General features: G+C 62.3%; 28 protein-coding genes and 1 other annotated feature. Of the genes, 16 read left to right on the top strand and 12 right to left on the bottom strand.

Features of this window, described 5'->3' with window-relative positions:
- The first annotated feature begins 55 nt into the window (after positions 1-55).
- Entirely contained in the window at positions 56-286 is a 231-nt protein-coding gene (locus H8S57_RS07265; protein WP_186907418.1) for a hypothetical protein, read from the top strand.
- A gap of 175 nt (positions 287-461) precedes the next feature.
- On the opposite strand, the gene H8S57_RS07260 is transcribed toward H8S57_RS07265, so the two are convergent.
- The 6 genes from H8S57_RS07260 to rpmH form a co-directional block, all read right to left on the bottom strand.
- Positions 462-800 (bottom strand): hypothetical protein, encoded by a 339-nt coding sequence (locus tag H8S57_RS07260; protein ID WP_186907417.1) that lies wholly within the window; start codon positions 798-800, stop codon positions 462-464.
- A 283-nt stretch (positions 801-1,083) separates the two neighbouring features.
- Positions 1,084-1,875, bottom strand: coding sequence for an RNA-binding cell elongation regulator Jag/EloR (jag, locus tag H8S57_RS07255; protein ID WP_186907416.1), 792 nt, complete (start codon positions 1,873-1,875; stop codon positions 1,084-1,086).
- A 43-nt stretch (positions 1,876-1,918) separates the two neighbouring features.
- Entirely contained in the window at positions 1,919-3,367 is a 1,449-nt protein-coding gene (locus H8S57_RS07250) for a YidC/Oxa1 family membrane protein insertase (protein WP_186907415.1), read from the bottom strand.
- 121 nt (positions 3,368-3,488) lie between these two features.
- On the bottom strand, positions 3,489-3,707 hold the full coding sequence (gene yidD, locus H8S57_RS07245; RefSeq protein ID WP_186907414.1) for a membrane protein insertion efficiency factor YidD: 219 nt from the start codon (positions 3,705-3,707) through the stop codon (positions 3,489-3,491).
- Positions 3,704-4,054 (bottom strand): ribonuclease P protein component, encoded by a 351-nt coding sequence (gene rnpA, locus H8S57_RS07240; protein WP_186907413.1) that lies wholly within the window; start codon positions 4,052-4,054, stop codon positions 3,704-3,706. The genes yidD and rnpA overlap by 4 nt, the downstream gene beginning before the upstream one ends.
- A 94-nt stretch (positions 4,055-4,148) precedes the next feature.
- On the bottom strand, positions 4,149-4,283 hold the full coding sequence (gene rpmH, locus H8S57_RS07235) for a 50S ribosomal protein L34 (protein ID WP_186566784.1): 135 nt from the start codon (positions 4,281-4,283) through the stop codon (positions 4,149-4,151).
- A gap of 430 nt (positions 4,284-4,713) precedes the next feature.
- On the opposite strand from rpmH, the gene dnaA reads away from it, so the two are divergent.
- From dnaA to rnhA, 12 genes are all read left to right on the top strand, one after another.
- Entirely contained in the window at positions 4,714-6,027 is a 1,314-nt protein-coding gene (dnaA, locus tag H8S57_RS07225) for a chromosomal replication initiator protein DnaA (protein ID WP_186907411.1), read from the top strand.
- Between the two features lie 254 nt (positions 6,028-6,281).
- Positions 6,282-7,394, top strand: coding sequence for a DNA polymerase III subunit beta (gene dnaN / locus H8S57_RS07220; RefSeq protein WP_186907410.1), 1,113 nt, complete (start codon positions 6,282-6,284; stop codon positions 7,392-7,394).
- The gene (locus H8S57_RS07215; protein ID WP_186907409.1) at positions 7,394-7,840 is read left to right on the top strand and encodes an acyl-CoA thioesterase; all 447 of its coding nucleotides are present in this window, start codon (positions 7,394-7,396) and stop codon (positions 7,838-7,840) included. Before dnaN ends, H8S57_RS07215 begins: the two co-directional genes overlap by 1 nt.
- A complete protein-coding gene (locus tag H8S57_RS07210; protein ID WP_186907408.1) occupies positions 7,822-8,034 on the top strand; it encodes an RNA-binding S4 domain-containing protein in 213 nt (70 codons plus the stop codon). The genes H8S57_RS07215 and H8S57_RS07210 overlap by 19 nt, the downstream gene beginning before the upstream one ends.
- The gene (gene recF, locus H8S57_RS07205; RefSeq protein ID WP_186907407.1) at positions 8,031-9,134 is read left to right on the top strand and encodes a DNA replication/repair protein RecF; all 1,104 of its coding nucleotides are present in this window, start codon (positions 8,031-8,033) and stop codon (positions 9,132-9,134) included. Before H8S57_RS07210 ends, recF begins: the two co-directional genes overlap by 4 nt.
- Before the next feature lie 36 nt (positions 9,135-9,170).
- A complete protein-coding gene (locus tag H8S57_RS07200) occupies positions 9,171-9,473 on the top strand; it encodes a Tat pathway signal protein (protein WP_186907406.1) in 303 nt (100 codons plus the stop codon).
- Between the two features lie 39 nt (positions 9,474-9,512).
- Positions 9,513-9,776 (top strand): extracellular matrix regulator RemB, encoded by a 264-nt coding sequence (gene remB / locus H8S57_RS07195; protein WP_186907405.1) that lies wholly within the window; start codon positions 9,513-9,515, stop codon positions 9,774-9,776.
- An 85-nt stretch (positions 9,777-9,861) separates the two neighbouring features.
- Positions 9,862-11,805, top strand: coding sequence for a DNA topoisomerase (ATP-hydrolyzing) subunit B (gyrB, locus tag H8S57_RS07190; RefSeq protein WP_186907404.1), 1,944 nt, complete (start codon positions 9,862-9,864; stop codon positions 11,803-11,805).
- 22 nt (positions 11,806-11,827) lie between these two features.
- The gene (locus H8S57_RS07185; RefSeq protein ID WP_186907403.1) at positions 11,828-12,682 is read left to right on the top strand and encodes a hypothetical protein; all 855 of its coding nucleotides are present in this window, start codon (positions 11,828-11,830) and stop codon (positions 12,680-12,682) included.
- A gap of 48 nt (positions 12,683-12,730) precedes the next feature.
- Positions 12,731-15,235: a DNA gyrase subunit A gene (gyrA, locus tag H8S57_RS07180; RefSeq protein WP_186907402.1), complete on the top strand. Its 2,505-nt coding sequence runs from the start codon at positions 12,731-12,733 to the stop codon at positions 15,233-15,235.
- 1 nt (position 15,236) lies between these two features.
- Positions 15,237-15,596, top strand: coding sequence for an SHOCT domain-containing protein (locus tag H8S57_RS07175; protein WP_186907401.1), 360 nt, complete (start codon positions 15,237-15,239; stop codon positions 15,594-15,596).
- Between the two features lie 135 nt (positions 15,597-15,731).
- Positions 15,732-16,169 carry a ribonuclease HI gene (gene rnhA, locus H8S57_RS07170; protein ID WP_186907400.1) on the top strand — a complete coding sequence of 146 codons (438 nt, stop codon included), beginning with the start codon at positions 15,732-15,734 and terminating at the stop codon, positions 16,167-16,169.
- 89 nt (positions 16,170-16,258) lie between these two features.
- Here the strand turns inward: rnhA and H8S57_RS07165 are convergent, their stop codons facing one another.
- Both H8S57_RS07165 and rpsT read right to left on the bottom strand, forming a co-directional pair.
- The gene (locus H8S57_RS07165) at positions 16,259-17,128 is read right to left on the bottom strand and encodes a YihY/virulence factor BrkB family protein (RefSeq protein ID WP_186907399.1); all 870 of its coding nucleotides are present in this window, start codon (positions 17,126-17,128) and stop codon (positions 16,259-16,261) included.
- Between the two features lie 90 nt (positions 17,129-17,218).
- Entirely contained in the window at positions 17,219-17,482 is a 264-nt protein-coding gene (gene rpsT, locus H8S57_RS07160) for a 30S ribosomal protein S20 (RefSeq protein WP_207723730.1), read from the bottom strand.
- A 202-nt stretch (positions 17,483-17,684) separates the two neighbouring features.
- On the opposite strand from rpsT, the gene gpr reads away from it, so the two are divergent.
- Positions 17,685-18,590, top strand: coding sequence for a GPR endopeptidase (gpr, locus tag H8S57_RS07155; protein ID WP_186907398.1), 906 nt, complete (start codon positions 17,685-17,687; stop codon positions 18,588-18,590).
- 69 nt (positions 18,591-18,659) lie between these two features.
- Positions 18,660-18,865, top strand: a binding site (T-box leader).
- Between the two features lie 55 nt (positions 18,866-18,920).
- Positions 18,921-20,339: a glycine--tRNA ligase gene (locus tag H8S57_RS07150; protein ID WP_186907397.1), complete on the top strand. Its 1,419-nt coding sequence runs from the start codon at positions 18,921-18,923 to the stop codon at positions 20,337-20,339.
- An 89-nt stretch (positions 20,340-20,428) separates the two neighbouring features.
- On the opposite strand, the gene H8S57_RS07145 is transcribed toward H8S57_RS07150, so the two are convergent.
- Positions 20,429-20,608 carry a hypothetical protein gene (locus H8S57_RS07145; protein WP_186907396.1) on the bottom strand — a complete coding sequence of 60 codons (180 nt, stop codon included), beginning with the start codon at positions 20,606-20,608 and terminating at the stop codon, positions 20,429-20,431.
- Between the two features lie 113 nt (positions 20,609-20,721).
- On the opposite strand from H8S57_RS07145, the gene H8S57_RS07140 reads away from it, so the two are divergent.
- Positions 20,722-21,027 carry a helix-turn-helix domain-containing protein gene (locus H8S57_RS07140; protein ID WP_186907395.1) on the top strand — a complete coding sequence of 102 codons (306 nt, stop codon included), beginning with the start codon at positions 20,722-20,724 and terminating at the stop codon, positions 21,025-21,027.
- A 65-nt stretch (positions 21,028-21,092) separates the two neighbouring features.
- Here the strand turns inward: H8S57_RS07140 and aspS are convergent, their stop codons facing one another.
- Genes aspS through hisS form a run of 3 tightly spaced genes read right to left on the bottom strand, consistent with a single transcriptional unit; the run spans position 21,093 to position 25,245 of the window.
- The gene (gene aspS / locus H8S57_RS07135) at positions 21,093-22,883 is read right to left on the bottom strand and encodes an aspartate--tRNA ligase (protein ID WP_186907394.1); all 1,791 of its coding nucleotides are present in this window, start codon (positions 22,881-22,883) and stop codon (positions 21,093-21,095) included.
- A 50-nt stretch (positions 22,884-22,933) separates the two neighbouring features.
- Positions 22,934-23,887 (bottom strand): S-layer homology domain-containing protein, encoded by a 954-nt coding sequence (locus H8S57_RS17860; protein WP_186907393.1) that lies wholly within the window; start codon positions 23,885-23,887, stop codon positions 22,934-22,936.
- On the bottom strand, positions 23,884-25,245 hold the full coding sequence (gene hisS, locus H8S57_RS07125; RefSeq protein ID WP_186907392.1) for a histidine--tRNA ligase: 1,362 nt from the start codon (positions 25,243-25,245) through the stop codon (positions 23,884-23,886). Before hisS ends, H8S57_RS17860 begins: the two co-directional genes overlap by 4 nt.
- Positions 25,246-25,290 lie beyond the last annotated feature (45 nt).

Here is a 25,290-nt window from a genome sequence, read left to right as displayed (position 1 = left end):
TGCGGCGACTTTGACGCTAAACTTTAAATATCATCAAACAAATGAGGGCTGCGCTATGGAATGGAAACTGGGGAAGCTGATCAAAAATAGGACTTATAAGCTCTGGGGCGTCAACCTCTTTGATTATGAGTGGACCGACACCGGAGAGACCGCGTATCTGAAAGATTATACCGATGGGATCCGAAAGAATTTCAAAGTATATTCCATTGAGGTTGGCGGGGAAACTCATTATTTCGCCGCAATGGAGCGGGGCGCTAATACCTGGCTCTTCTTTATCGGCCAATAAATCTATCCTGTCTGTTGCGCTTTCTCCACCCGGATCTGGCTTGAAAAATCGAAATTGGTCAGACACAAACGAACATGCCGCAGGCTATAGCCTGCGGCATGTTCGTTTGTTGACACACTTTTCCGAGTTCGCCGCCCGCAGGCTGCCTTCAAGCCCGCACCGCTTTTTGCCTCTGTTACAGGGCGCAAAAGCGCACCAGCACGGCCGCCAACACGCCCAGGATGGCGGCTGACACCGCCAGATCCAGCATCAAACCGAAGGAAAGGCCACGCCGGCGGGGGAGGGGGGCTTCCGGGCGGGAGGGCGCCTCCCGCTCTTCCGCAGCAGAGGTTTTCCCGGCGCCGCGGTAGTCCGCGATATTTACTACCTTGGCCTGCGCCGGGCGCTGTGTGGAGACACGGCGGGGTACAAAGGCGTAGCAGACGCTCTCCGTTCCGCCGCTGGCTCTGCAGCCCTGCGCATCGGCACAGATGGTCAGGCGTTTGGCGTCTAAGCTGTAATAAATCGTCTCCATGGCGTTTCCCTCCTGATCGGTCCTTGACAGACCTATCGTACCCCGTAATCAGTCCCATAAAACGGTCCTTTAATTGCGGCCTTTTAAAAACAATTGTTCTATAGAACTTTCGTTCGATCAAATTATATAACATATGTTCGAGTTTGACAAGGGGGTTTTTCAAAAAGTTTTCCACATTTTTGCCCCGCATTGGGATAAAAAACGGACCTTTCTCCGGATATGCTCCGGAGAAAGGTCCGTTTTGATGCACGCCGCTTCCCTGCAGCCTGGGTCAGATCCGGCTTCAGCGCCGCTCGCCCCGGCTGAAGGCCACTACCGTGCGGCGGTTGGGCTCTGTTCCGATGGAGTAGGTGGTCACGTCGGGATAATCCTGAAGCGCGGTGTGGATCACATGGCGCTCGTAGGCGTTCATGGGCTCCAGGGTAACGTTGCGGCGATACTTGACCACCTTGCCCGCCACCTTGCGGGCCAGGCGGACCAGGGATTCTTCCCGCTTGGCGCGATAGCCCTCGGCGTCCACATGGATGCGCACGCGCTTGGACTGTCCGTGGTTGACGGCATAGCCGGTAAGCTGCTGGATGGCGTCCAGGGTCTCGCCCCGGCGGCCGATCAGGCCGCCCAGATGTTCGCCCACCAGCTCTACCTGATAGTTGCCCTCATCATCCAGCTGCACCACCGGGCGGGCGACGGAGCCCATGTGCTCCAGCAGGCCGGTGATGAACTGTACGATCTGTTCCGTCTTTTCCCCATCTGTGGGGGCGACGGGCCGGGGCGCGGATGCCGCCTCGACCGGCTTGGATTCTGCCTTCGGCGCGGCAGGGGCCTTGGCGGTGGGGGCGGCTTTGGCCGGCGGAGCCGCGGCAGGCGCCTTCTTTACGGGGACCTGCTCGGGTTCATCGGGGGCCTCGTAGGTCACCTTCACCTTGGCCGGACAGCTTCCGATGCCCAGAAAACCGGACTTGGCCCGCTCCAGGATCTCCACGGAGACCTCGTCCCGATCCATACCCAGCTTGGCCAGGGCGGCCTCGATGGCGGCGTCCTCGGTCCTGCCGGTGCTTTCAATCCATTTCAGCATTGGGTATATCTCTCCTTATGATGGAACCAACGGCAGGCTGCCGTTACTCCTTGTCCTTGTCTTCCGACTCTTCCGACTCTTCCGCATAGGGAGCCTCGGCTTCCGCCGCGTCATAATCGGGGGCTTCATAGGTAGGAGTCTCCAGGACGGGCGTCTCGCTCAGCCCCGCAGGGGCGGCGCCGGCCTGCTCCTCCCGGATAGCCTCCACAATCGCTTCGTCGGCGGCCTGCTCCAGAGCGACCTGTTCCAGTTCGTCGGACTCCTTCTCCAGCGCCCTGGTGTCTTCCTTCTTCTGGAAAACAGGGGCGGCGCCCGGATAAGCGGTAGGGCCTTCGGCGCTGTAGCGGTAGGGATCATAGGCGCGGCCGCGGGCATACTGACGCATCCCGACCCGGCTGGCCTCTTTCACCGCGCCGGGGATCTTTTCCTCCTCCTCGGCGGGCTTTTTCTCAGCTTTCTTCTTCCTGCCCTTATTCTGCTTTTCTTCCTCCAGACGGCGGGCGCGCTCTTCAGCGGCAAGGCGGCGGCGCTCCTTCTCCTCCTCTTTTTCCTGGCGTTCCCGCTCCGCCTGCTGCGCGGCGGCCTTTTCATAGTCCTTCTTCAGCAGCTTGCCGCAGAGGAATTCCTGGAGCATGGACAAAAGGTTGTTGGCGATCCAGTATACGCACAGGGCGGCGGGCATGGCAAAGCCGATCCACAGAGACATCAGGGGGGAGACGATGAGCATGCTTTTGGCCGTGGCGTTGTTGGCCGCCTGGGCGCTCTTCTGGTTGACGGAATTCGTCTTCATGGAGATGAGGGAGAACACGAAGCCCGACGCGGCGGAGATGACCGGCAGCAGGAACAGGCCAAAGCCTCCGCTGATGGTCCAGAACTTCAGCTGGGGCGTCTGGGACAGGTCGATCAGGCCCAGGAAATCAAAATTGATGGAAAAGATCTTGCTTCCGGCCTCGCCCACGGCGGCCTGGACGGAGGCCAGGTTCTCCGGGGTGATGAGAGAGGCCAGATAGAGCTGGTTGTAACCGGTATTGGCAAAGCTGTCGGCCGCTTCCTTGATCCAGCCCATATCCAGCGCGGCGCTGTTCCACTGCACGGCGTTGGCCACCGCGTTGAGCAGGTCCTGGGAATTGACGCCCATCATATACTTCAGGGGCTGGCGGATGATGGCATACAGGGGGAGCAGGATCAGCAGGGGAACGAAGGACCAAAGGCAGCCGCTCATGGGGTTGACCTTTTCCTTCTCGTAGAGCTTCTGGACCTCCAGGTTATAGCGCTCTTTGTCCTTGCCGTACTGCTTCTGGAGCTTCTGCATCTTGTCGGAAAGCATGTTCATCTGGATCATGCTGCGCTTTCCCTTCAGGGAGAAGGGGAAGAGGATCAGCTTGACCACGATGGCAAAGAAAATGAGCGCCAGACCATAGCTGCCGAAGAGATTGTAAAAAACGGTCAGCAGCCATACGAAGGGGGAGAGGATGATCTGTGCAAAATCCATTTGGACGCCTCCAAGTTTCATTTGTGGTCCCGCTTCAAAGCCGGTTTCAGTACCTGCCGAAGGACGGGCGGGCGGCGCGGCGGCCGTTCCGCCGGCATTCTGCAGAAGGCTCCGTCCGGCTCTAAGGGACGGGGTCGTACTCGATGGACGCCTGACGGTGGAAGGGCTGGCATTTCAGAATACGCCGCAGGGCCAGCGCGCCCCCCTTGAACGCGCCGTACTTCTCCACCGCCTCCAGGGCGTACGCCGAGCAGGTGGGGATGAAGCGGCAGCAGGGGGGACGGCAGGGGGAAATGTACTTGCGGTAGGCCCCGATCAGGGCCAGCAGCAGCCGTTTCACGAGCGTGCCTCCTTTTGCAGCAGACCCAGCTTGTCCGCCAGCTGGAGCAGGCTGCGCTCGATCTCCCGGTAGGGGGCGCGGCCGGCCCGGACCCGGGCCACCACGACCAAATCGTATCCGGGAAGAAACTGCTCCTCATGGAGGCGGTAGGCCTCCCGGATACGGCGGCGGGTGCGGTTACGGCACACGGCCTTGCCTACTTTCACCCCCACGGTGATCCCCAGCCTGCTGCGCCCCTGCCGGTTTTTCCGGCAGTACAGGGCCAGGCAGGGGCAGACGGCGCTTTTTCCCTTGCTGTAAAGACGGCGGAATTCATGGTTCTGCTTGAGGGAGACGGTATGTTTCACGCTGCTTTCCCCTTTTTCTCTGCATGCTGCGCAGGGGCGGTAGGATCGCTCCTCCGCCCCTTTTATGAAAGCCCTATTCCGTTTGCTGCGCGCATCAGTGGGTCAGACGGGCGCGGCCCCGGGCGCGGCGGCGCGCCAGCACCTTGCGGCCATTGGCGGTACGCATGCGCTTGCGGAACCCGTGCTCCTTGGAGCGCTGGCGCTTCTTGGGCTGATAGGTACGAACCATTTTGGGTACACCTCCTGTACGAAAATCAAGCGGAGTTTCCCCCGCCCACCACAACAGCCGGACGGGCCCGGCTGCGGTCGTCAAAGTAAAATTGCTTTACACCGCATGAGACCACACGATGCAGATGCAGATGATATTATAGCCTATTTCAAAATGGCCTGTCAACTATATTTTTTCCCCTTGGATGCATCTTTTTTTACAACCTTTTTCCCGGTACAACATATTGTGTCCCCCAGGCTCTTCCAGCTCAAGTCCCGCCTCTTTTTCCCTGCCGCACGGGGCCGCCTCCTTCCAGAAAACGGGGCGGCGCGCTTCCTCCCTCCTCTCCCATTTTATTTTTATAATGTATGAGGTGAAAATGTTGCTTGAGAACGGTTTTTCTGGTATAATAAATCGATTGAAACTTCACACGAAAGGGGTGGTATCCGGGATGAATTCCCCGGCTGATATCTGGGCCAAGGTGCTCACCCTGATGGAGGGGGAGATGACCGCCACCACCATCAACACCTGGTTCGACGACGCCATCGCCGTCTCCCTGGACGAGGATACCTTCGTCCTGCACACGCCTTCCAACTTCAAACGGGACATCATCGTCTCCCGGTATGTGCCCGCCATCCAAAAGGCCCTCCACGAGCTGTTTTCCGCCGACTTCAAGGTCACGGTGCTGGGAGAGGGAGAGCTGGAGGGGTACGGCAAGCCGGCGGACGAGACTTTTTTGCCCGGCACGGAGGAATATACCTTCGAGCGTTTTGTGGTGGGCGCGTCCAACAAATTCGCCCATGCCGCCGCCCTCGCGGTGGCCGAGCGGCCCGCCCAGACCTATAACCCCCTGTTCATTTACGGGGAATCCGGCCTGGGCAAGACCCACCTGCTCTACGCCATCGCCCACAAGATCCATGCCGGCAACCCCAATTTCCGCATCGTGTATATCAAGGGCGACTCTTTTACCAACGAGCTCATCCAGGCCATCCGGGAGGGCCGCAATCAGGAATTCCGGGAGAAGTACCGCTACGCCGACGTGTTCTTGATGGACGACGTACAGTTCATCGCCGGCAAGGAGAGCTCCCAGGAGGAGATGTTCCATACCTTCAATACGCTCTACGAGGCCGGACGGCAGATCGTCTTTACCGCCGACCGTCCCCCCAAGGAGATGCTGCGGCTGGACGACCGGCTGCGCACCCGGTTCGAGTGGGGCCTGCCCGTGGACATCCAGCCCCCCGACTATGAGACCCGCGTGGCCATCATCAAAAACAAGGCCATCCGCCGGGGCATGAATCTGCCCGACCCGGTGCTCCAGTACATCGCCGACAACATCACCTCCAACGTGCGCCAGATCGAAGGCACCGTCAACAAGATCCTGGCCTTCCAGGAGCTGATGGGGGAAAGCGTGGACGTGGACACCGTCACCCGGGCGGTGCGGGACATGTTCAAGGACAAGGCCGACTTTCTCCCCTCCTCCGACGTCATCATCGAGGAAGTCAGCAAATTCTACAACATCGACGCCGAGGCCATCCGCGGGCAGGGACGTACCAAGGATACCGCCCTGGCCCGGCAGATCGCCATGTACCAGATCCGCCGCATGACCAACCTGTCCCTGAAAGAGATCGGCCGGGAATTCGACAACCGCGACCATACCACCGTCATGCACTCCATCGAACGGGTGGAAAAGCTGATGAAGCAGTCCCCTGAGGTGGCCGAAGTCATCAAGGATATCAACACCAACATCAACGCCCGGTACGAATAGAAGCGGATGTTTGTTTTTTCCACATTTCCACCGCTTTTTGTGCAGATGTGGACAACGTAAGGGGGAAAACCCGGCCCCTTTCCCCCTCTGTGGGGAAAAGCCGCTGTTTTCTCCCCAACCCCTGTGGACGCGCTTTTTCTTGCCTGCGAACGCTTTGCGGCGGTTTTCCACATCTTTTTTCCCTACGGCTTACTATTACGAACTCATATCCCTTCCTCTCCTGCGCAGAGAGAAATGCGAACGGAGGTTACGCCATGAAATTCACCTGCGAGAAGGCCCTGCTGCAGGCTGCCATCTCCACCGCCTCCCGGGCGGTATCCCCCAAAAGCTCCATCCCCGCCCTGGAGGGCATCCTTCTGGAAGCGGGAAACGATCTGCGGCTGACCGGCTACAACCTGGAGACCGGCATCCGCACCACCGTGCCCGCCGAAATCTCCGAGCAGGGCACTCTGGTGCTGGGCGCCCGTCTGTTCGGAGAGATCATCCGCAAGTTGCCCGACGACATGGTGAGCTTCCAGTCCACCAACTATACCGTCAACATCAAGTGCGGCATGAGCGAATTCAATATCCTGGCCACCGACCCGGAGGAGTTCCCGGAGCTGCCCGCCGTGGAGTATCAAAATTCCCTGCTGCTGCCCCAGAACGTACTCAAGTCCATGATCGGACAGACCCTTTTTGCCGTCAGCGACAACGAAAGCCGGCCCATCCACACCGGCAGCCTTTTTGAGGTGGACGAGAGCGGACTGACCGTCGTGTCGGTGGACGGTTACCGGCTGGCCCTGCGGCATGAGGCCATCGAAAAGAAGGAGGGCGCCGAGACGTTCTCCTTCGTGGTGCCAGGCGCGGCCCTGAGCGAGGTGGAAAAAATCTGCGCCGACAGCGACGAGAGCGCCAGCGTCACCCAGGGCGCGCGGCATGTGATGTTTAAGGTGGGCAGCACCATGCTGGTCTCCCGCCGGCTGGAGGGAGAATTTTTGGCGTACCGCCAGGCCATCCCCCGCAACAACACCATTCAGGTAGAGGGGGATACCAGGGCCCTGATCTCCTCCATCGACCGCGTCTCCCTCATCATCAGCGACAAGCTGAAAAGTCCGCTGCGCTGCATCTTCGACGACGGGGTGCTGAACATCTCCACCAAGACCGCCATCGGGGACGCCGCCGACGTGTGCCCGATCTCCGGAGACGGCAAGGGGCTGGAGATCGGCTTCAACAACAAGTACCTGATGGACGCCCTCAAGGCCGCCCCCGCGGACCGGGTCCGCCTGGAGCTGACCACCGGCGTCTCCCCCTGCGTGATCCTGCCCACCCAGGGCGACGAAAACTTTCTGTACATGGTGCTGCCCGTTCGGCTGAAGGCGGGAGACTGATGGAACGGAGGCCCTACCGCAGAAAAGTTCAGTTCTATGAGACGGACGGCATGGGCATCGTCTACCATGGGAATTATATCCATTGGATGGGGGAGGCCCGCACCGCTTTTATGGAGCAGCTGGGCTGCGGCTATGAGACGCTGGTGGACGCGGGCATCGACATCGCCCTGACCGGCGTCAGCTGCCATTACCGTTCCATGACCCGCTTTGGGGCGCATGTGGATCTTTTTCTGACCATCATCGCTCTTTCCCCGGCCAGGCTGGCCCTGGCTTACCGGATGGTGGACGTTGAGACGGGGACACTGCGGTGCGAGGGGGAGAGCCGCCACTTTTTCTACGACCGGAAGAAGGGACGGCCGGCCGCGCTCAAGCGGCTGCGGCCGGAGCTGTATCAACGATTTGAGGCCCTGGCGGGCAAGGAGGGCGCATGGAAGAGCGAGATGTGAAGATCATCACCGAGTTTATCCGTCTGGACGCGCTGCTGAAGTTCGAGGGGCTCACCGAGACCGGCGGGGAGGCCAAGGAGCTGATCCAGGCCGGCGGCGTGCTGGTCAACGGGGCCGTCTGCACACAGCGGGGGCGGAAGCTGCGCAGCGGGGATACCGCCCAGCTCGGGCCCGTGAAGCTGAGGATCCTATGATCGTCCGCTCCATCTCTCTGGATTTTTTCCGCAATTACCTGCACCTGGAGGCCGGGTTCCACCCGGGCGTCAACGTGATCTACGGGGAGAATGCCCAAGGGAAGACCAATCTGCTGGAAGCAGTGGCGTATTTGTCCACCGCGTCTTCCCACCGGGCCCGGTATGACCGGGAATTGATCCAATTCGGGGTGGACCACGCCTTTGTGCAGGCCCAGGTCAGCGCCCGGCAGCGGGATTTTACGCTGGAGGCCCGCCTCTCCCGGGGCGGGCGGCGGCAGCTGTTCTCCAACGGCGTGCGCCTCAAGTCCGCCGGGGAGCTGGCGGGGGTGCTGAACACCGTTCTGTTTTGCCCGGAGGATCTGTACCTGATCCGGGAGGGGGCCTTGGTGCGCCGGCGGTTTCTGGACGGCTGCATCAGCCAGCTGCGCCCCCGGTATGCCGAGGCCCTGGCCGAGTACCGCAGGCTTTATGAGCACAAGACCCGCATCCTCCGGGACGGTACGGAAAAGCCCTCCCTGCTGGACGCGCTGGACGAATTCAACCTCCGCATGGCCCAGACGGGGGCGGTGCTCATCCATTACCGGGCCCACTTCGTCAAGCGCCTGCGGGAGGTCACGCCCGCCATCCATCTGGATTTTTCCGGAGGCCGGGAGCGGTTGGAGCTGCATTATGAGACGGTGAAGACCGTGACCGATCCGGAGGCCGCCCCGCGGGAGATCCTGCCCCAGCTGCTGGAGCATCAGGAGCGGCACCGGCAGGCCGAACTGGAGTCCCGGCAATGCCTTTCCGGCCCCCATAAGGACGATTTGGACGTGGAGATCGACGGGAAAAGCGCCAAGACCTTTGCCTCTCAGGGACAGACCCGCACGGCGGCGCTGTCGTTGAAATTGGCCTGCCGGGAGATTTTTTTTCAGGAGACGGGCGAATGGCCGGTGCTGCTGCTGGACGACGTGCTTTCCGAGCTGGACCCGCGGCGGCAGGCGTTCGTGCTGGGCCGGATCACCAGCGGCCAGGTCTTTATCACCTGCTGCGAGGATATGGGGCTGGGGCGCCTGCGGGAGGGGAAGACCTTCCACATTCACGCAGGAACGCTGGTGTGAGCCCCGCCGCCCGGCGCGGGGGAGAAGGAGGACGCTATGCCGATCATCCTGGCTGGATTCGTTTTGCTGCCGTTTCTGTTGGGGGCGGTGATCCAATATGCGGTCTGCCGCTTTACCCGAAGAAAGCGGTGGCGGGTGCTGCCCGGTCTGGCGGCGGCCGTGCTGGCGCTTCTGATCGCGGCGGGACGGTGGAACCTCTGGGCGTCGGAGCAGGTCTCCCCGCTGACGCAGGTGCTGTTTTTCCCCGGTTTGCCGGCTCTGGCGCTGCTGGCGGGCCTGTTCGCCGGCTGGCGGTTTTGGAAGTGGTTCTGGCGGCCCAGGGTGGTGGACGGCCGGTGAAAGCGGCATTGTATCCGCAGGCAAAGGAGAAACGGACGTATGTATCTGCATTTAGGACAATCGGTGGTCGTGCCCTACCGGGATGTGGTGGGCATCTTCGACCTGGACAACACCAGCGCGTCCCACCGCACCCGCAGGATGCTGGACCAGGCCCAGCGGGAGGGCAGGGTGATCAACGTCTCCGACGAGCTGCCCAAGTCCTTTGTGCTCTGCCGCAGCGGACAGGACGCGCCGGTGGTCTATCTTTCCCAGCTCTCCACCGCCACCCTGCGGGGCCGGGCGGAAAACAATTTATTTGAATAAAGCAGGACGGACCGCCGAAGGCGGCTCCTACAACGCTTTGTAGGGGCGGCCTTTGGCCGCCCGATATCCCAATGGAGGTTATTTGATGTCTGAAACTTTTGAAAACGGCGCCACCCAGGTGGAGCATGAGTACGGCGCATCCGAGATCCAGGTGCTGGAGGGGCTTGAGGCCGTCCGCAAGCGCCCGGGCATGTATATCGGCTCCACCTCGGAGAGCGGACTGCACCATCTGGTATATGAGATCGTGGACAACGCCATCGACGAGGCGCTGGCCGGGTACTGCGACGAGATCACCGTAAAGATCTCCGAGGGGGATATCATCACGGTGGTGGACAACGGCCGCGGTATCCCGGTGGATATCCAGCAGCAGACCGGGAAGCCCGCCCTGGAGGTGGTCTTTACCATCCTTCATGCGGGCGGAAAGTTCGGCGGAGGGGGCTATAAGGTCTCCGGCGGCCTGCACGGCGTGGGCGCCAGCGTGGTCAACGCCCTGAGCGAGTGGCTGGAGGTGCGGGTCTACAAAGACGGGAAGATCTATGAGATGAAGTTTTCCCGCGGCAATGTGACCCAGCCCATGCAGATGGTGGGGGACACCGAGCGCCACGGCACCGAGGTGGTCTTTAAGCCCGACCGGTCCATGTTTGAGATCACCGAGTACAATTATGAAACGCTTCATACCCGCATGCGGGAGGAGGCCTTCCTCAACGCGGGCGTGCGCATCCGCACTATCGACGAGCGCGCCGGCCGGGAGCAGTCCGACGAGATGCACTACGCAGGCGGCATCCGGGAGTTCGTCACCTGGCTCAACCGGGCCAAAACGCCCATCCACGACAGCGTGGTGTATATGTCCGGCAGCCGGGAAGACTCCATGGCGGAGGTGGCCTTCCAGTACAACGACGGGTATAACGAGAGCATCATCTCCTTTGCCAACAACGTGCACACCCCGGAAGGCGGCATGCACGAGGAGGGCTTTAAGCGGGCGCTGACCACCGTTCTCAACAACTACGGCAAAAAGATGAAGATTCTCAAGGACGAGGAGAAGGTCTCCGGCGAAGACTGCCGGGAGGGCCTTACCTGCATCATCTCCGTCAAGCTCACCGACGCCCAGTTTGAGGGCCAGACCAAGGCCAAGCTGGGCAACTCGGAGATCCGCACCCTGGTGGCGGGTATCGTCAGCGACAAGCTGGAGGAATTTCTGGAGGAGAACCCGGGGGTGGGCAAGGCGATCCTGGACAAGGCGCTGATGGCCAACCGCGCCCGGGAGGCCGCCCGCAAGGCCCGGGAGTCCATCCGCCGCAAGACCGCGCTGGGCGGAGCCGCCATGCCCGATAAACTGCGGGACTGCAATGAAAACAACCCCGAACTGACCGAAATCTATATCGTCGAGGGCGATTCCGCCGGCGGCTCGGCCACCCAGGGCCGGGATTCCCGCTTCCAGGCCATCCTCCCCCTGTGGGGCAAGATGCTCAACGTGGAGAAGGCCAGGGCCGACAAGGTCTATGGAAACGACAAGCTTCAGCCCGTCATCACCGCGCTGGGCGCGGGCATCGGGGACGAGTTCGACGTGAGCAGGCTGCGCTATCACAAGGTCATCATTATGGCCGATGCCGATGTGGACGGCTCTCATATCCGCACGCTGCTGCTCACCTTCTTCTTCCGCTTCATGCGTCCGCTGATCGAGCACGGCTACGTCTACGCCGCCGTGCCGCCGCTGTTCAAGCTCAGCCGCGGCAAGACCACCCGGCTGGCCTTCTCGGAGGAGGAGCGGGACCGTATCTCCGGCGAGCTGCGGGGCGATAACCCCAACGCCAAGGTGGATATCTCCCGCTTTAAGGGCCTGGGCGAAATGAACCCCCATGAGCTGTGGGAGACCACCATGGACCCGGAGAAGCGCACGCTGAAGCGCATCGAGCTGGACGACGCCATCCGGGCCGACGAGACGTTCTCCATCCTCATGGGCGAGAAGGTGGAGCCCCGCAAGGAATTCATCGAGCGCAACGCCAAATACGCCGTGAATCTGGACTACTGAGCAGGAGAGGAGCGGCGTCAAGATGAAAAAAGCAAGTGTGGTCGCCCTTTGCACGGCGGCGTGCCTCACGCTGTCCGCCTGCGGGAGCACCCCGGCTGTGGATACGCCGAAGCAGGCCCCCACCGCTGCCGTACAGACCCCCGCGCCCAGCCCTTCCGACGAGCTTGAGCCGTCGCCCACGCCGGAAGCGACCTCGGAGCCGCCGCAGATGTCCATGCTGAGCGAGGAGAACGCCCCCGCCCGGGCGGCCTATGGCGCCGCGCTGAACAAGCTGCTGGACACGGGGGTCCTGCCCGACGGGACCGGCGATTCCGGCGGCTATATCGGAAGTATCCGTGAGAGAGAGGCGATGGCGGAAAATCAGTTTTCCGTCTGGGACGTGGACGGGGACGGGAGGGAGGAGCTGATCCTTCTCTACACCACCACAATCGTGGCCGGGGAGCGGGGCTTCGTCTATGATTGGGACGAGGCGACGGGAGAGCTTCGCAAGCAATTGGAGGAATTTCCCCTGCTGACCTTTTACGATAATGGCGCCGTCATGGCGGGCTGGTCCCACAACCAGGGAAAGGGCGGCTCCTTCTGGCCCTACTTCCTCTACCAATACCTGCCCGAGAGCGACAGCTACCAGCAGGTGGGCGCGGTGGACGCCTGGGATAAGGCCCTTGGCCTGGAGGGATACCCGGACGAGGTGGACGCCAGCAAGACCGGGTTCGTCTACTACATCACCACCGAAGGGGACATCACGTGGGATCATCCGGTGGACGCGTCCCAATACCAGGCGTGGCTGGCCCCCTACCTGGGGGAGGCCAGGGAACTTTCCATTCCCTATGTGGAGCTGACGGCGGAGCAGATCCAAATGCTGCAGACGCCGGGCTGATCAGCCGGGACCAGTAAATCCTTTTTGAGTGAGAAAGGCTGTTATTGAATGAGTAAAAAACCCCAATATGATCCGGAGGAGATCCGTTTCCCGGACCAGAAGATCGTCACGTCTCCTCTGGTGCCCGAGATGGAGCAGTCCTATATCGAATATGCCATGAGCGTCATCGTAGGCCGGGCCCTGCCCGACGTGCGGGACGGGCTCAAGCCGGTCCACCGGCGCATCCTCTACGCCATGTACGAGGATAACCTGACCCACGACAAGCCCTTTAAAAAGTCGGCCACCTGCGTGGGCGACGTGCTGGGCCGCTACCATCCCCACGGCGACGCCAGCGTCTACGATGCGCTGGTCCGACTGGCCCAGGATTTCTCCATGCGTTACCCTCTGGTGGACGGCCACGGCAACTTTGGCTCCGTGGATGGAGACCCCCCCGCCGCCTACCGGTACACCGAGGCCCGGCTGGACAAGATCTCCCAGGAGATGCTGCGGGACATCGAAAAGGAGACGGTAGACTGGGACCCCAACTTTGACGAATCCCGGAAGGAACCGCGGGTGCTCCCCAGCCGCTTCCCCAACCTGCTGGTCAACGGCTCCAGCGGCATCGCCGTGGGTATGGCCACCAACATCCCGCCCCACAACCTGCGGGAGGTCATCGACGCGGCCGTCTGTGTGCTGGACAACCCCGAGGCCACCCTGGACGACCTGATGGAATACGTCAAGGGACCCGATTTCCCCACCCGGGGCATGATCATGGGCCGGGCCGGCATCCGGCAGGCCTACGCCACCGGGAAGGGACACATCCGGGTCCGGGCCCGTACGGAGTTTGAGGAGTTCGGCAACAACCGCACCCGCATCATCGTCACCGAGATCCCCTATCAGGTCAACAAGCGCATGCTTATCAAGAACATGGCCGACCAGGTGGAGGACAAGCGCCTGGAGGGGATCTCCGACATTCGGGACGAGTCGGACCGCAACGGCATGCGCATCGTCATCGAGCTGAAGAAGGACGCCAACGCCCAGGTGGTGCTCAACCGGCTGTTTGCCCAGACCCAGCTCCAGATCACCTTCGCCATCAACATGCTGGCGCTGGTCAACAACCAGTCCCAGCCCCGCATCCTCTCCCTGCGGCATATCCTGGACGAATACCTGGCCTTCCAGGAGGAGGTCATCCTCCGGCGCACCAAGTTCGACCTGCGCAAGGCGCAGGAGCGGGCCCACCTGCTGGAGGGACTGCTCATCGCCCAGGACAATATCGACGAGGTCATCCGGATCATTCGCCAGAGCTATGACAACGCCAAGGAAAACCTGATGGCGCGCTTCGGCCTGGACGACGTGCAGGCCCAGGCCATCTGCGAAATGCGCCTGATCGCCCTTCAGGGCCTGAACCGGGAGAAGCTGGAGGCCGAGTACAAGGAGCTGGAGGAGCGCATCGCCTACTTCAACCAGCTGCTCAGCGACGAGGGCCTTTTGAAGCAGGTGCTCAAGGACGAACTGACCGAGATCCGCAGCAAATACGGCGACGACCGGGTCACCGAGATCGCCTTTGCCGAGGACGATCTGGACGTGGAGGACCTGATCGAGGAGGAGGAGTGCGTCTTCACCCTCACAGCCGCCGGGTATATCAAGCGCACCCCCGTTTCCGCCTACAAGGCCCAGCGCCGGGGCGGCAAGGGCATCACCGCCCAGACCCTCAAGGACGAGGACTATGTGGAAACGGTCTTCACCGCCTCCACCCATGATTTTATCCTCTTCTTTACCAATAAGGGCCGGGTCCACCGGAAGAAGGGCTATCAGATCGCCGAGGCGGGGCGCACGGCCAAGGGCACCTACATCGGCAATGTGCTGCCGGTGGAGCAGGATGAGAAGGTCACCGCCATGATCCACCTGCGGGAATTCCCCGAAGACCGCTACCTGGTCATGGTGACCCGAAACGGCACGGTAAAGCGCATCCAGCTCTCCGCCATCAATACCGCCCGCAAGGCGGGCATCCGCTGCATCACCCTGGACGAGGGGGACGACCTGATCTGCGTGCGGGAGACCGACGGGGAGCAGTGCATCCTCATCGCCACCCACGACGGGATGGCCATCTGCTTCCTGGAGAACGACGTGCGCTGCATGGGCCGGGACGCCTGCGGCGTGCGGGGCATCAACCTGCGCCCGGGGGACTATGTCATCGGCGCCGCCCGGGCCAAGTACGACCATCAGGTGCTGATGGTCACCGAGAACGGCTACGGCAAGCGCACCCTGATGGACGAGTATATCCGCGCCGACGGCCCGCAGAAGCGGGGCGGCTTCGGCCTGAAGGGCTACCAGGTCACCGAGAAGACCGGCCCGGTGGTGGGCGTCAAGGTGGTCAGCGACGAGGACGATATCCTGGTCATCAGCGACGCCGGCGTCATCATCCGCATGGCCGTGTCCGGCATCTCCGTCTACGGCCGCGCCGCCCAGGGCGTGAAGATCATGAACCTGGAGGAGGGGGTCAAGGTCATCTCCTTCGCCCGCACCGACCATGAGGAGGAGGAAGACTCCGGCGAGGCCGCCGAGGAGGGCTGAAATGAGACGAAACCGGCGTATGACCTATCGGCCCAGTAAGAGCCAGGCCGTCTTCGGCGGCGTGGTGGGGATCCTTTTCGTGCTGATCGGCCTGTTTGTGGCGATTCCCACCTTCGGTCCCTTCGGAATCCTCTGGACGCTGATCGCCGTCGGGATCACGGGCATGAATTTTTATCAGGCCTTCGGCAAGAGCTATGTGGGCCCCGAGATCCGCATCGAAGAGGACGGGGCGGAGGAGCAGACCTGCGCCCCCGCTTCCCCCCAGGCCCGGCTGGAACAGCTGCGCGCGCTCTATGACCAGCGTCTGATCACCCAGGAGGAGTACGAGCAGAAGCGGAAGGAAATTTTGAACGAGCTGTAAGGGGCCGCGGGGCAAGCCGCCATCTGCGCCGGGGCGTGCTCCGGCGATCCCGGCCCTAGGCGGTTAAGCGATTACCGGGCGGAAGTGGCCGGCGCACGCTGCCGCGTGCGGCAGGACCGCCCCCAAGGAGGGTATATGAAAACGGTCACCATCTATACGGACGGGGCGTGCTCCGGCAATCCCGGCCCCGGCGGATGGGGGGCCATCCTGCAATACGGGGCGGTTCAGAAGGAACTTTCCGGCGGGGAGGCCCACACCACCAACAACCGCATGGAGCTTACCGGCGTCATCACCGCCCTGGAGGCGCTGAAGCAGCCCTGCGCCGTGGAGCTCTATTCCGACTCCAAGTACGTCGTCGACGCGCTGGAGAAGGGCTGGGCCAAGGGCTGGAGGGCCCGGGGCTGGATCAAGTCCGATAAGAAACCGGCCCTGAACAGCGATCTGTGGGGGCGCCTGCTGGAGCTGTGCGAATACCATACGGTGCACCTGCACTGGGTCAAGGGCCACGCCCAGAACCAGTATAATAACCGCTGCGACGAGCTGGCCGTGGCGGAGAGCCGGAAGTATCAATAGGAAAAACGCAGCAAAGCCGTGCGCAGATGCGCACGGCTTTGCTGCTGCAGAAGCGGCGTTTCCGCTTTTGCGGCCGCGGGGCGGAGCGGTCAGGGCGCGTCCTGCTCCCGGAGCTTTTTCAGATAGCGTATTTTTTTGCGCCGGTACCAGACGCAGTTGAACACATTGCCCAGGATCAGAATATTACCGCAGAGATAGAGCCAGACCAGCAGGATGATGACCGAGGCCAGGGACCCGTACACCAGGGAATACCGGGAGGACATGCCGATGAACCAGGAGAACAGGGCCGAGGCGGCCACCAGGGCGGCGGAGGAGAGCACCGCGCCGGTCAGAAGGGGGGGACGGGGCTTGCCCCGGGGGGCGGACATGCGGTAGACTACCATCACGAACAGGAGCACCAGGCAGAACAGGATGAGAAAGCGCAGCCACTGCCAGTCCCAGGGCAGGGTGCCGCTGTTCAGGTGGAACAGCTGCTCCGCCAGCTGAAACAGCCACTCGCCGGTGAGCAGGACGGCCAGGGAGAGGTAGATCGTGACGAGAAAGAGGATGGAAAACGCCACGCTGGCCACGATCTGCCACACGCCCCGGTAGCTCTTGCGTTCGTAGATCTCGCCCATAATGTTCATCAGGGCGCGAAACGCCGCCGAGGAGGAGAAGAGCGTCATCACCACCCCCGCCGCCAGCAGGCCGGAAGACTGGTTGGTGGTAATATAGCTGACGTAATCGGCCAGAATGCTGACCGTTTCCTTTGGAAAAAAGGGAGCGGCGGCCTCCATCAGGGTGTTGATATCCACGTGGAGCAGACCGATAAAGGCGTTGAGACAGATGAGGATGGGGAAAAAGGTGAGAATGAGGAAATAGGCCAGTTCCGCCGCGGAGCGGGCCACCCGCTTGGAAAAATAGATATCCGCCAGTTCCAGGGCAAATTTGACCGGCTCCTTTTGCAGCAGGTCCTTCAAAGGAACACCTCCTCACCGTAACAGGATAACCGCATCAAGCAGCAAAAAACCGCCTGCATGTGCAGGCGGTTTCTGTTGACCCAGGTCCGGTCAGGCCAGCTTGTTGAGCTTGAGGGTCATAGCGCTCTTCTTGCGCGCGGCGTTGTTCTGGTGCAGAAGACCGTGGCCCGCAGCCTTGTCAACCGCCTTGACGGCCACCTTGTAAGCGCCCTCGGCCTCGCTGCGGTTGCCTTCGGCCACCGCGGCCTCGAACTTCTTGATGTCGGTCTTCAGCGCGGACTTAGCGGCCTTGTTCTGCGCAGCCTTGGTTGCGTTGACCAGGACACGCTTTTTGGCAGACTTAATATTCGGCAAACCAAACACCTCCTCCGATGACGATATGATTTGATACACAGTTTGCCCGTGCAGATATTTATTGTAACAGCCAAGCCCCAAAATTGCAACTATTTTTTTCGATTTTTTCATACTTTTTTGCATAGGACCTGCGCTTGGGCAAAAAATAGTACCAAATCGGGAAGACGGCACCATATCTTGTGCCGCGAAAGGAGTACTGCACATGTTGAAACGGCGGACAGACCTGGCGGTGGAGGCCACACAGCTCTGGCAGGAGCAGGCGGGGGAGACCACGCAGCTCAGAGGCGTGCAGGCCAGGGACAGCGTGCGGGAGGGCTACAAGGTCACGACTGTGCGTATCCTGGACGAAAGCGGCGCCCAGGCCCTGGGCAAGCCGGTGGGGACCTATATCACGGTGGAGCTGGATGGCCTGCTGCGCCGGGAGGAGGACGCGTTTCCACGGGCGGCCCGGGCACTGGCGGCGGAGCTGCGCGGCCTGCTGGACCTGAAGGAGGGGGATGCGGTGCTGGTGGCGGGCCTGGGCAACCGGGCCATCACGCCGGACGGGATCGGCCCCAAGGCCGCCGACTACACCCTGGTCACCCGCCATCTGGTAGAGCAGGTCCCGGAGCAGTTCGGCGCGTTCCGGCCCGTGTCCGCCCTGGCGGCGGGGGTGCTGGGCACCACCGGCATGGAGAGCGGGGAACTTATTTCCGCCGTGGTGGAAAAGACCCGCCCGGCCTGCGTGCTGGCGGTGGACGCTTTGGCGTCCCGGAGCCTGCGCCGGGTGGGGCGGACGGTGCAGCTCTCCGATACCGGCATCGTCCCCGGCTCGGGCGTGGGCAACCACCGTATGGCCCTGAACCGGGAGACGCTGGGGGTGCCCGTCATTGCCATCGGCGTGCCCACGGTGGTGGACGCGGCTACCCTGGCCTGCGACCTGCTGAGCGAGGCGGGCCGGGAGGACCTGGACCCGGCGGCCCTGTCCGGGGCGGGGGAGAACCTGATCGTCACCCCCCGGGAGGTGGATACCCAGGTCGGCGACCTGGCCAAGGTGATCGGATACGGGATCGATCTGGCGCTGCAGAGCGGCCTGGACGTGGCGGATATCGACCTGCTGCTGAGCTGATGCGCCCCGCCTGCCCGGAGGGTTTTGCTTGACGCTCCGGGGAAAAGGTGATACAATACCCCTCACGAAGGAAAGGCAAGGACCGGGAGGAGTACCCCGGGACCCGTTTCAGAGAGGAGCCGGGCGGTGCGAGGCTCTGCGGGAACCGGCGGGAAGGCGCCCGCGAGCCGCGGGGCGGAAATGCCCCGCCGGACCCGCCGTTACCGGGCAAGAGCGCGGGATTTCCCCGGAAATCCCGAATTCAGGTGGCACCGCGGACAACGTTCGCCCTGAGCAGATGCTCAGGGCGTTTTGTTTTGCGCAGAAATTACCATAAAGGAGTGTGTTTCGATGAAAAATACGGAAAAGACCATGGAGCAGGTCGTCAACCTCTGCAAGGGGCGGGGGTTCGTCTATCCGGGCAGCGAGATTTACGGCGGGCTGGCCAATTCCTGGGATTACGGCCCCCTGGGCGTGGAGCTGAAGAACAACGTCAAGCGCGCCTGGTGGAAAAAGTTTGTCCAGGAGAGCCCCTGCAACGTGGGCCTGGACGCCGCCATCCTCATGAATCCCGAGGTGTGGGTGGCCTCCGGCCACGTCTCCACCTTCAACGACCCGCTGATCGACTGCAAGGCCTGCAAAATGCGCCACCGGGCCGACAAGCTCATCGAGAACTGGTGCGCGGAGAACGCCCGTACCGACGTGAACGTGGAAGCCATGACCCAGGACGAGCTGGTGGCCTTTATCCGGGACAACGGCGTTACCTGTCCCGGCTGCGGCAAGAGCGATTTTACCGATATCCGCAAGTTTAACCTCATGTTCAAGACCCACCAGGGCGTCACCGAGGACAGCAGCACCGAGGTCTATCTGCGCCCCGAGACGGCCCAGGGCATCTTTGTCAACTTCCCGGCCATCCAGCGCACCACCCGGAAAAAGCTGCCCTTCGGCGTGTGCCAGGTGGGCAAGTCCTTCCGCAACGAGATCACCCCGGGCAACTTTATCTTCCGCATCCGGGAGTTCGAGCAGATGGAGCTGGAGTTCTTCTGCCAGCCGGGCACCGACCTGGAGTGGTTCTCCTACTGGCGGGAGTTCTGCCATCAGTGGCTGCTGAACCTGGGCATCAAGGACGAGGACCTGCGCCTGCGGGACCACGAGCCGGAGGAGCTGGCCTTCTATTCCAAGGCGACCACCGACTTTGAGTTTTTATTCCCCTTCGGCTGGGGCGAGCTTTGGGGCGTGGCCGACCGCACGGACTATGACCTGAAGCAGCATCAGGAGCACTCCGGCAAGGACCTGACCTACTTCGACCAGGAGAAGAACGAGCACTATATCCCCTACGTGATCGAGCCCTCCCTGGGCGCCGACCGGGTCACGCTGGCGTTTCTGGTGGAAGCCTACGACGAGGAGGTCGTGGACGCCGAGAAGAACGACGTGCGCACCGTCATGCGCTTCCATCCGGCCCTGGCCCCCTTCAAATGCGCCGTGCTGCCCCTGTCCAAGAAGCTGGGGGAGAAGGCGCTGGAGCTGCGGGATGCGCTGGCCCGCGACTTTATGGTTGACTACGACGAGGCCGGCTCCATCGGCAAGCGCTACCGCCGCCAGGACGAGATCGGCACGCCCTTCTGCATTACGGTGGACTTCCAGACCGTGGGGGACGACAAGACCGAGGCCGACCACTGCGTCACCGTCCGGGAGCGGGACACCATGGAGCAGGTCCGGATCCCCATCGATCAGGTCAAGGCCTATATCGCCGAGCGTGTGAAGTTCTGAAAACAACCGGAAGCCGCCGGACACAGCTGTGTCCGGCGGCTTCCGGTTGTTCCGCAGGAGTCCGTGCCGCCCGGATGGGCCGCGCCGGCTCATACCGTATGCCCCCGCTCCCGCAGCACCGCCGCCATGGCCTCCCGATGGGTCCCGGTGACGGCCTGCATCCACTTGAGCAGCACGGAGTCGCTGACACATTGGTACTGGCCCTTTAACCGGTCCAGGTCCTCTGTTTGTGCCAGGGAGCGCCTCTGTTCCGCGGTTTTCCGATCCATTTGCCCTCATCTCCTTGAGAATATATTTATAAATATAACATAAATTACTATAGATGTAAATATAGCCTTCGGTTTTTGCTATTGTTATAACAAAAACGGGACGAGGTATTTTTATGGAGATAGGAAAGCGCATCGCCGCGCTCCGGGAGACGAAAGGATGGACCACGAATCGGCTGGCCAACCAGTGCGGACTGTCCCAAAGCTTCCTGCGGTCGGTGGAGCTGGGCGAGAAGGGGATCTCGGTGGAGAGCCTGTCCTTGCTGTGCGATGCGCTGGGCGTCTCGCTGAAGCAGTTTTTTGACCAGCCCTCGGGGCAGGACACAGAGCGTGAGGCCCTGCTCCGGCAGGTGGACCGGCTGACGCCCATTCAGCGGCAGGCCCTTTCGGTCTTTTTGGGGACCCTGCTGGGCGAGCGATGACACGGCCCCGGCCGCGCCGCAGACTTGCGGCGCGGCCGGGGCCGTGGTTTGGAGCAAGGGCGCGCTTACCCGTCTTCCCGGGCGGTGATTTGGATGTTCAGCTCGTCTAATTGCTTGGGTTCCACAAAAGAAGGCGCGCCCATCATCAGGTCCTGGGCGTTCTTGTTCATGGGGAAGGGGATGACCTCGCGGATGGAGTCCTCCCCGGAGAGGAGCATGACCATCCGGTCCACGCCGGGGGCGATGCCCGCGTGGGGGGGCGCTCCGTAGGTGAAGGCGTTGTACATGGCGGGGAACTTGGCCTTTACATCCTCCTCCCCCAGGCCTACCAGCTGGAAGGCCTCCACCATGATCTCAGGGTCGTGGTTGCGCACCGCGCCGGAGGAGAGCTCCACGCCGTTGCATACCAGGTCGTACTGATAGGCGGTGATGGTCAGGGGATCCACCGCTCCCGCGGCGGCACGCTTCAGGATCTCCAGACCGCCGTTGGGCATGGAGAAGGGATTGTGGCAGAACTCCAGCGCCCCGGATTCCTCACCGATCTCATACATGGGGAAATCCACGATCCAGCAGAATTCGTAGCGCTCCCGGTCCATGTGGCCGGGGCAGAAATTACCCAGCTTATTGCGCAGTACGCCGGCGGTCTTTTGGGCGGTGAGGCGCGTTCCGGCGGTAAGGCCCACAAAGCAGTTGGGCTGCAGGCCCAGGGCGCGGATGACCGCGTCCTTTTTCTCCTGCACGAACTTGGAGATGCCGCCCACCAGCTCGCCCTGCTCGTCCAGGCGGAACCAGTAGGCCTTCTCCCCGGCCTGGACCTCCACATCGGCGCACAGCTGGTCGATCTGCTTGCGGGTACCGGAAAAATCGGACACCACCACGGCCTTCACGGTGTGGCCCGCAAAGGGGCCGAAGCCGCAGTCCGCGAGCAGTGCGGTGGCGTCGGCAACGGTCAGGTCGATCCGCAGGTCGGGCTTGTCGGAGCCGTATTTCTCCATGGCCTCAAGATAGGGGATGCGGGTAAAGGGGGCGTCGGAGGCTATGCTGTAGGTGCCGTACTGGGCAAAGATGGGGGGCAGCACCTGCTCCAGAACGGCAAACACATCCTCCTGCCCGGCAAAGGCCATCTCCAGGTCCAGCTGGTAAAACTCGCCGGGGGAGCGGTCGCCCCGGGCGTCCTCGTCCCGGAAGCAGGGGGCGATCTGAAAGTACTTGTCGAAGCCGGAGGCCATCAGCAGCTGCTTGAACTGCTGCGGGGCCTGGGGCAGCGCGTAGAACTTGCCGGGGTGCTTCCGGCTGGGCACCAGGTAGTCCCGGGCGCCCTCCGGGGAGGAGGCGGTAAGGATGGGGGTGGTGATCTCCAGGAAGCCCTGCTCGGTCATGGCGCGGCGCAGGGCGGAGACCACATGGCAGCGCAGGATGATATTGCGCTTGACCGCGGGGTTGCGCAGGTCCAGGTAGCGGTATTTGAGCCGGGCGGACTCGTCGGCCTCCCGGCTGCGGTTGACTTGGAAGGGTAGCTCGTTGTGGCGGCAGCGGCCCAGCACCTCCACGCGGGCGGGGACCACCTCCACGTCGCCCGTGGGCAGTTTGGGATTCTTGGAGTCCCGTTCCCGCACCACGCCTTCGACCGCCAGGGTGGATTCCTTGTTCAGGTCTTTGAACATGCGCAGGGTCTCCTCGTTTTCAATGACGAGCTGGGTCACCCCGTAGAAGTCCCGCAGCACCGCGAAGGCAAAGCTGCTGCCCACCTCCCGCAGATTTTCCAGAAAGCCGGCCAGCCTGACGGTCTGGCCCACATGCTCCATGCGCAGCTCTCCGCAGGTGTGGCTGCGGTAGGAATTGGCCGTATGGCCCATGAAAATCAACTCCAATTCGTATAATCAGCTAAAAATATAACGCGATATCATCAAAGGGGTGCGCCGCCCCGCAGGTCGATGAGGGTGCTGTAGAAGACCTGCACGTCAAAATTCTGATAGGCGGCGGTACCGATCCGCTCACTCACATCGAGGTGATCCATGGCGTATTGGAGCACGTCCTCCCGGTAGGTCAGGTCCCCATGGAGGTTGTTCCAGTTGAAGTCCATATAGCCGCCTTTGCACTGCCCCTCCAAAAAGCGGATGCGCTCCATGACCAGGGGCAGGAACTCCCTGGCGGTGACGGTGCGCCCGTCCAGGGAGAAGAGCACGGTAGCGGGCTCCATCCCGGCGGCCTGGAAGGAGCGCGCGTCGGCGGGGGTGAAGGACTGCCGCTGGGCGGTGCGCACGATGCGGGAGACCATGGCGGCGCATTCCGCCCGGGTAAGGGTCTTGCCGCCGGAGAAGGTGCCGTAGTCGTCCACGCCGGTCAGGATCCCCGCGTTGTAGAAGCGCAGCACGGCGGCGTCGCTGGTGTCGGGCAGGGCGGTGATGGTGTTGATGGGCTCCAAAAGCTCGTCGGTGAGCACGGCGGAGAGCATTTGCACAAATTCCAGCCGGGTGGCGTTTTTGGCGCCGTCGGGCAGGCTCACGCCCAGACCGGACAGGTAGTCCATGGAGTGCTGGTACCAGGGGAGGGAGGGATCGGTGGAAGGGGCGGGGAGCACGGCGTCGTTCACGGTGGCGTGGATACGCGCGGCAATGGCCGCCACCTCGCCTGCGGTGAGCACCTTATTGGGCTGGAAACCGGCGTTGGTGCCGTTCATCAGGCCGACCCGGTAGCAGGTATTGACGGCGGAATAGAACCAGTCCCGCTCCAGCACGTCGGTAAAGCCACGATAGGTCTGCTTGTCGGGGAAACGGTTCTCCACGCTCACGGCCAGGGCGGGGACGCTCAGGGACAGGCACAGGGCCAGGGACAGGATCATACACACGAGCCTTTTCATTGGTTGGTTCCCTCCGGTTCTAAAATAGGCGTGCCGCCCTGCCGGGCGGTCAGGCCGGTTTGGATCAGGAGCACGGCCTCGGCCGGGGAGAGGGTCTGCTGCGCGCCGGAAGAAAGGTCCTTAACGGTGACCTTCCCGGCGTTCACCTCGTCCTCCCCCAGGAAGACCGCGTAGGGGATCGAAAGCTTGTCCGCATAGGCCAGCTTCTGCTTGAACTTCTTCTTCTCGCCGTGCAGCTGCGTCCGGATGCCCGCATCCCGCAGGGTGGTGGCAAAGGAGATGGCGGGGGAGAGGTCCTCGGTCATGGGCAGGATCAGCGCGTCCGCCGGGGCGGTGAGCAGGTGGTCGTTCAGGTAGCCCTGATCCTCCAAAACGAAGAACAGACGGGTCAAACCGATGGAAATGCCTACTCCGGGCAGTTGTTTATCGGTGTAGTATTCCGCTAAGTTATCATAACGCCCCCCGGAACAGATGGAACCGATCTCCGGGTGGTCCAGCATGACAGTCTCGTAGACCGTGCCGGTGTAGTAATCCAGGCCCCGGGCAATGGTCAGGTCCACCGTAAAGTGGTCTTCCGGAACGCCGAAGGCGGACATGGAGCGGACCACGGTGTTCAGCTCCTCCACACCCTGATCCAGGAGCGCGCTGCGCCCCTTCAAGGCCGCCAGGGAGGCCAGCGGGTCGGCGGTGGAGAGCAGCTCCAGCAGCTGTCCGGCGGTGGCGGCGGGGACGGCGAAGTCGTCCACGAGGATGGCGCGTACCTGTTCCGCGCCGATCTTCTCCAGCTTGTCGATGGTGCGCATCACGTCCGCGCTCTGCCGCTCCAGCCCCAGCAGGGCAAACAGCCCGCCCAGCACCTTGCGGTTGTTTACCCGGATCTTAAAGCGCTTCAGCCCGAGGGCGGTGAACGTTTTATAGATGATGGAAGGGATCTCCGCCTCGTTGAGGATGTCCAGGCTGCCGTCTCCAATGACGTCGATGTCGGCCTGATAAAATTCCCGAAAGCGGCCCCGCTGGGCCCGCTCTCCCCGGTAGACCTTGCCGATCTGGAACCGGCGGAAGGGAAAGGCGAGTTCGTTCTGGTGCAGGGCCACGTATTTGGCCAGCGGGACCGTCAGATCAAAGCGCAGGGACAGGTCGGTGTCCCCCTTGGTAAAGCGGTAGATCTGCTTTTCCGTCTCGCCGCCGCCTTTGGCCAGCAGCACCTCGCTGGCCTCGATCAGGGGGGTGTCCAGCGGGGTGAAGCCATAGAGGGAGTAGGTGCGGCGCAGGGTCTCCACCATGCGCTCAAACTGTACCTGCCGCTCCGGCAGCAGCTCCAGAAAGCCGGAGAGGGTGCGGGGTTTCAATTTTGCCATTGGGGTATCCTCCTTTATGAACCGTATCCGGCGGGCGCCGGAACG

This window comes from Lawsonibacter hominis, assembly GCF_014287895.1.
GTDB classification, from domain to species: Bacteria; Bacillota; Clostridia; order Oscillospirales; family Oscillospiraceae; genus Lawsonibacter_A; species Lawsonibacter_A hominis.
Note: the sequence above shows the minus strand (reverse complement) of the source record. Positions and strands in the feature narration are given on the sequence as shown.

What these genes read in the sequence shown, in the direction of transcription:
- H8S57_RS07265 (WP_186907418.1), top strand. Translation starts at nt 56, where the DNA reads ATGGAATGGAAACTGGGGAAGCTGATCAAAAATAGGACTTATAAGCTC.
- H8S57_RS07260 (WP_186907417.1), bottom strand. Translation starts at nt 800, where the DNA reads ATGGAGACGATTTATTACAGCTTAGACGCCAAACGCCTGACCATCTGT.
- jag (WP_186907416.1), bottom strand. Translation starts at nt 1,875, where the DNA reads ATGCTGAAATGGATTGAAAGCACCGGCAGGACCGAGGACGCCGCCATC.
- H8S57_RS07250 (WP_186907415.1), bottom strand. Translation starts at nt 3,367, where the DNA reads ATGGATTTTGCACAGATCATCCTCTCCCCCTTCGTATGGCTGCTGACC.
- rpmH (WP_186566784.1), bottom strand. Translation starts at nt 4,283, where the DNA reads ATGGTTCGTACCTATCAGCCCAAGAAGCGCCAGCGCTCCAAGGAGCAC.
- dnaA (WP_186907411.1), top strand. Translation starts at nt 4,714, where the DNA reads ATGAATTCCCCGGCTGATATCTGGGCCAAGGTGCTCACCCTGATGGAG.
- dnaN (WP_186907410.1), top strand. Translation starts at nt 6,282, where the DNA reads ATGAAATTCACCTGCGAGAAGGCCCTGCTGCAGGCTGCCATCTCCACC.
- H8S57_RS07215 (WP_186907409.1), top strand. Translation starts at nt 7,394, where the DNA reads ATGGAACGGAGGCCCTACCGCAGAAAAGTTCAGTTCTATGAGACGGAC.
- H8S57_RS07210 (WP_186907408.1), top strand. Translation starts at nt 7,822, where the DNA reads ATGGAAGAGCGAGATGTGAAGATCATCACCGAGTTTATCCGTCTGGAC.
- recF (WP_186907407.1), top strand. Translation starts at nt 8,031, where the DNA reads ATGATCGTCCGCTCCATCTCTCTGGATTTTTTCCGCAATTACCTGCAC.
- H8S57_RS07200 (WP_186907406.1), top strand. Translation starts at nt 9,171, where the DNA reads ATGCCGATCATCCTGGCTGGATTCGTTTTGCTGCCGTTTCTGTTGGGG.
- remB (WP_186907405.1), top strand. Translation starts at nt 9,513, where the DNA reads ATGTATCTGCATTTAGGACAATCGGTGGTCGTGCCCTACCGGGATGTG.
- gyrB (WP_186907404.1), top strand. Translation starts at nt 9,862, where the DNA reads ATGTCTGAAACTTTTGAAAACGGCGCCACCCAGGTGGAGCATGAGTAC.
- H8S57_RS07185 (WP_186907403.1), top strand. Translation starts at nt 11,828, where the DNA reads ATGAAAAAAGCAAGTGTGGTCGCCCTTTGCACGGCGGCGTGCCTCACG.
- gyrA (WP_186907402.1), top strand. Translation starts at nt 12,731, where the DNA reads ATGAGTAAAAAACCCCAATATGATCCGGAGGAGATCCGTTTCCCGGAC.
- H8S57_RS07175 (WP_186907401.1), top strand. Translation starts at nt 15,237, where the DNA reads ATGAGACGAAACCGGCGTATGACCTATCGGCCCAGTAAGAGCCAGGCC.
- rnhA (WP_186907400.1), top strand. Translation starts at nt 15,732, where the DNA reads ATGAAAACGGTCACCATCTATACGGACGGGGCGTGCTCCGGCAATCCC.
- gpr (WP_186907398.1), top strand. Translation starts at nt 17,685, where the DNA reads ATGTTGAAACGGCGGACAGACCTGGCGGTGGAGGCCACACAGCTCTGG.
- H8S57_RS07150 (WP_186907397.1), top strand. Translation starts at nt 18,921, where the DNA reads ATGAAAAATACGGAAAAGACCATGGAGCAGGTCGTCAACCTCTGCAAG.
- H8S57_RS07145 (WP_186907396.1), bottom strand. Translation starts at nt 20,608, where the DNA reads ATGGATCGGAAAACCGCGGAACAGAGGCGCTCCCTGGCACAAACAGAG.
- H8S57_RS07140 (WP_186907395.1), top strand. Translation starts at nt 20,722, where the DNA reads ATGGAGATAGGAAAGCGCATCGCCGCGCTCCGGGAGACGAAAGGATGG.
- aspS (WP_186907394.1), bottom strand. Translation starts at nt 22,883, where the DNA reads ATGGGCCATACGGCCAATTCCTACCGCAGCCACACCTGCGGAGAGCTG.
- H8S57_RS17860 (WP_186907393.1), bottom strand. Translation starts at nt 23,887, where the DNA reads ATGAAAAGGCTCGTGTGTATGATCCTGTCCCTGGCCCTGTGCCTGTCC.
- hisS (WP_186907392.1), bottom strand. Translation starts at nt 25,245, where the DNA reads ATGGCAAAATTGAAACCCCGCACCCTCTCCGGCTTTCTGGAGCTGCTG.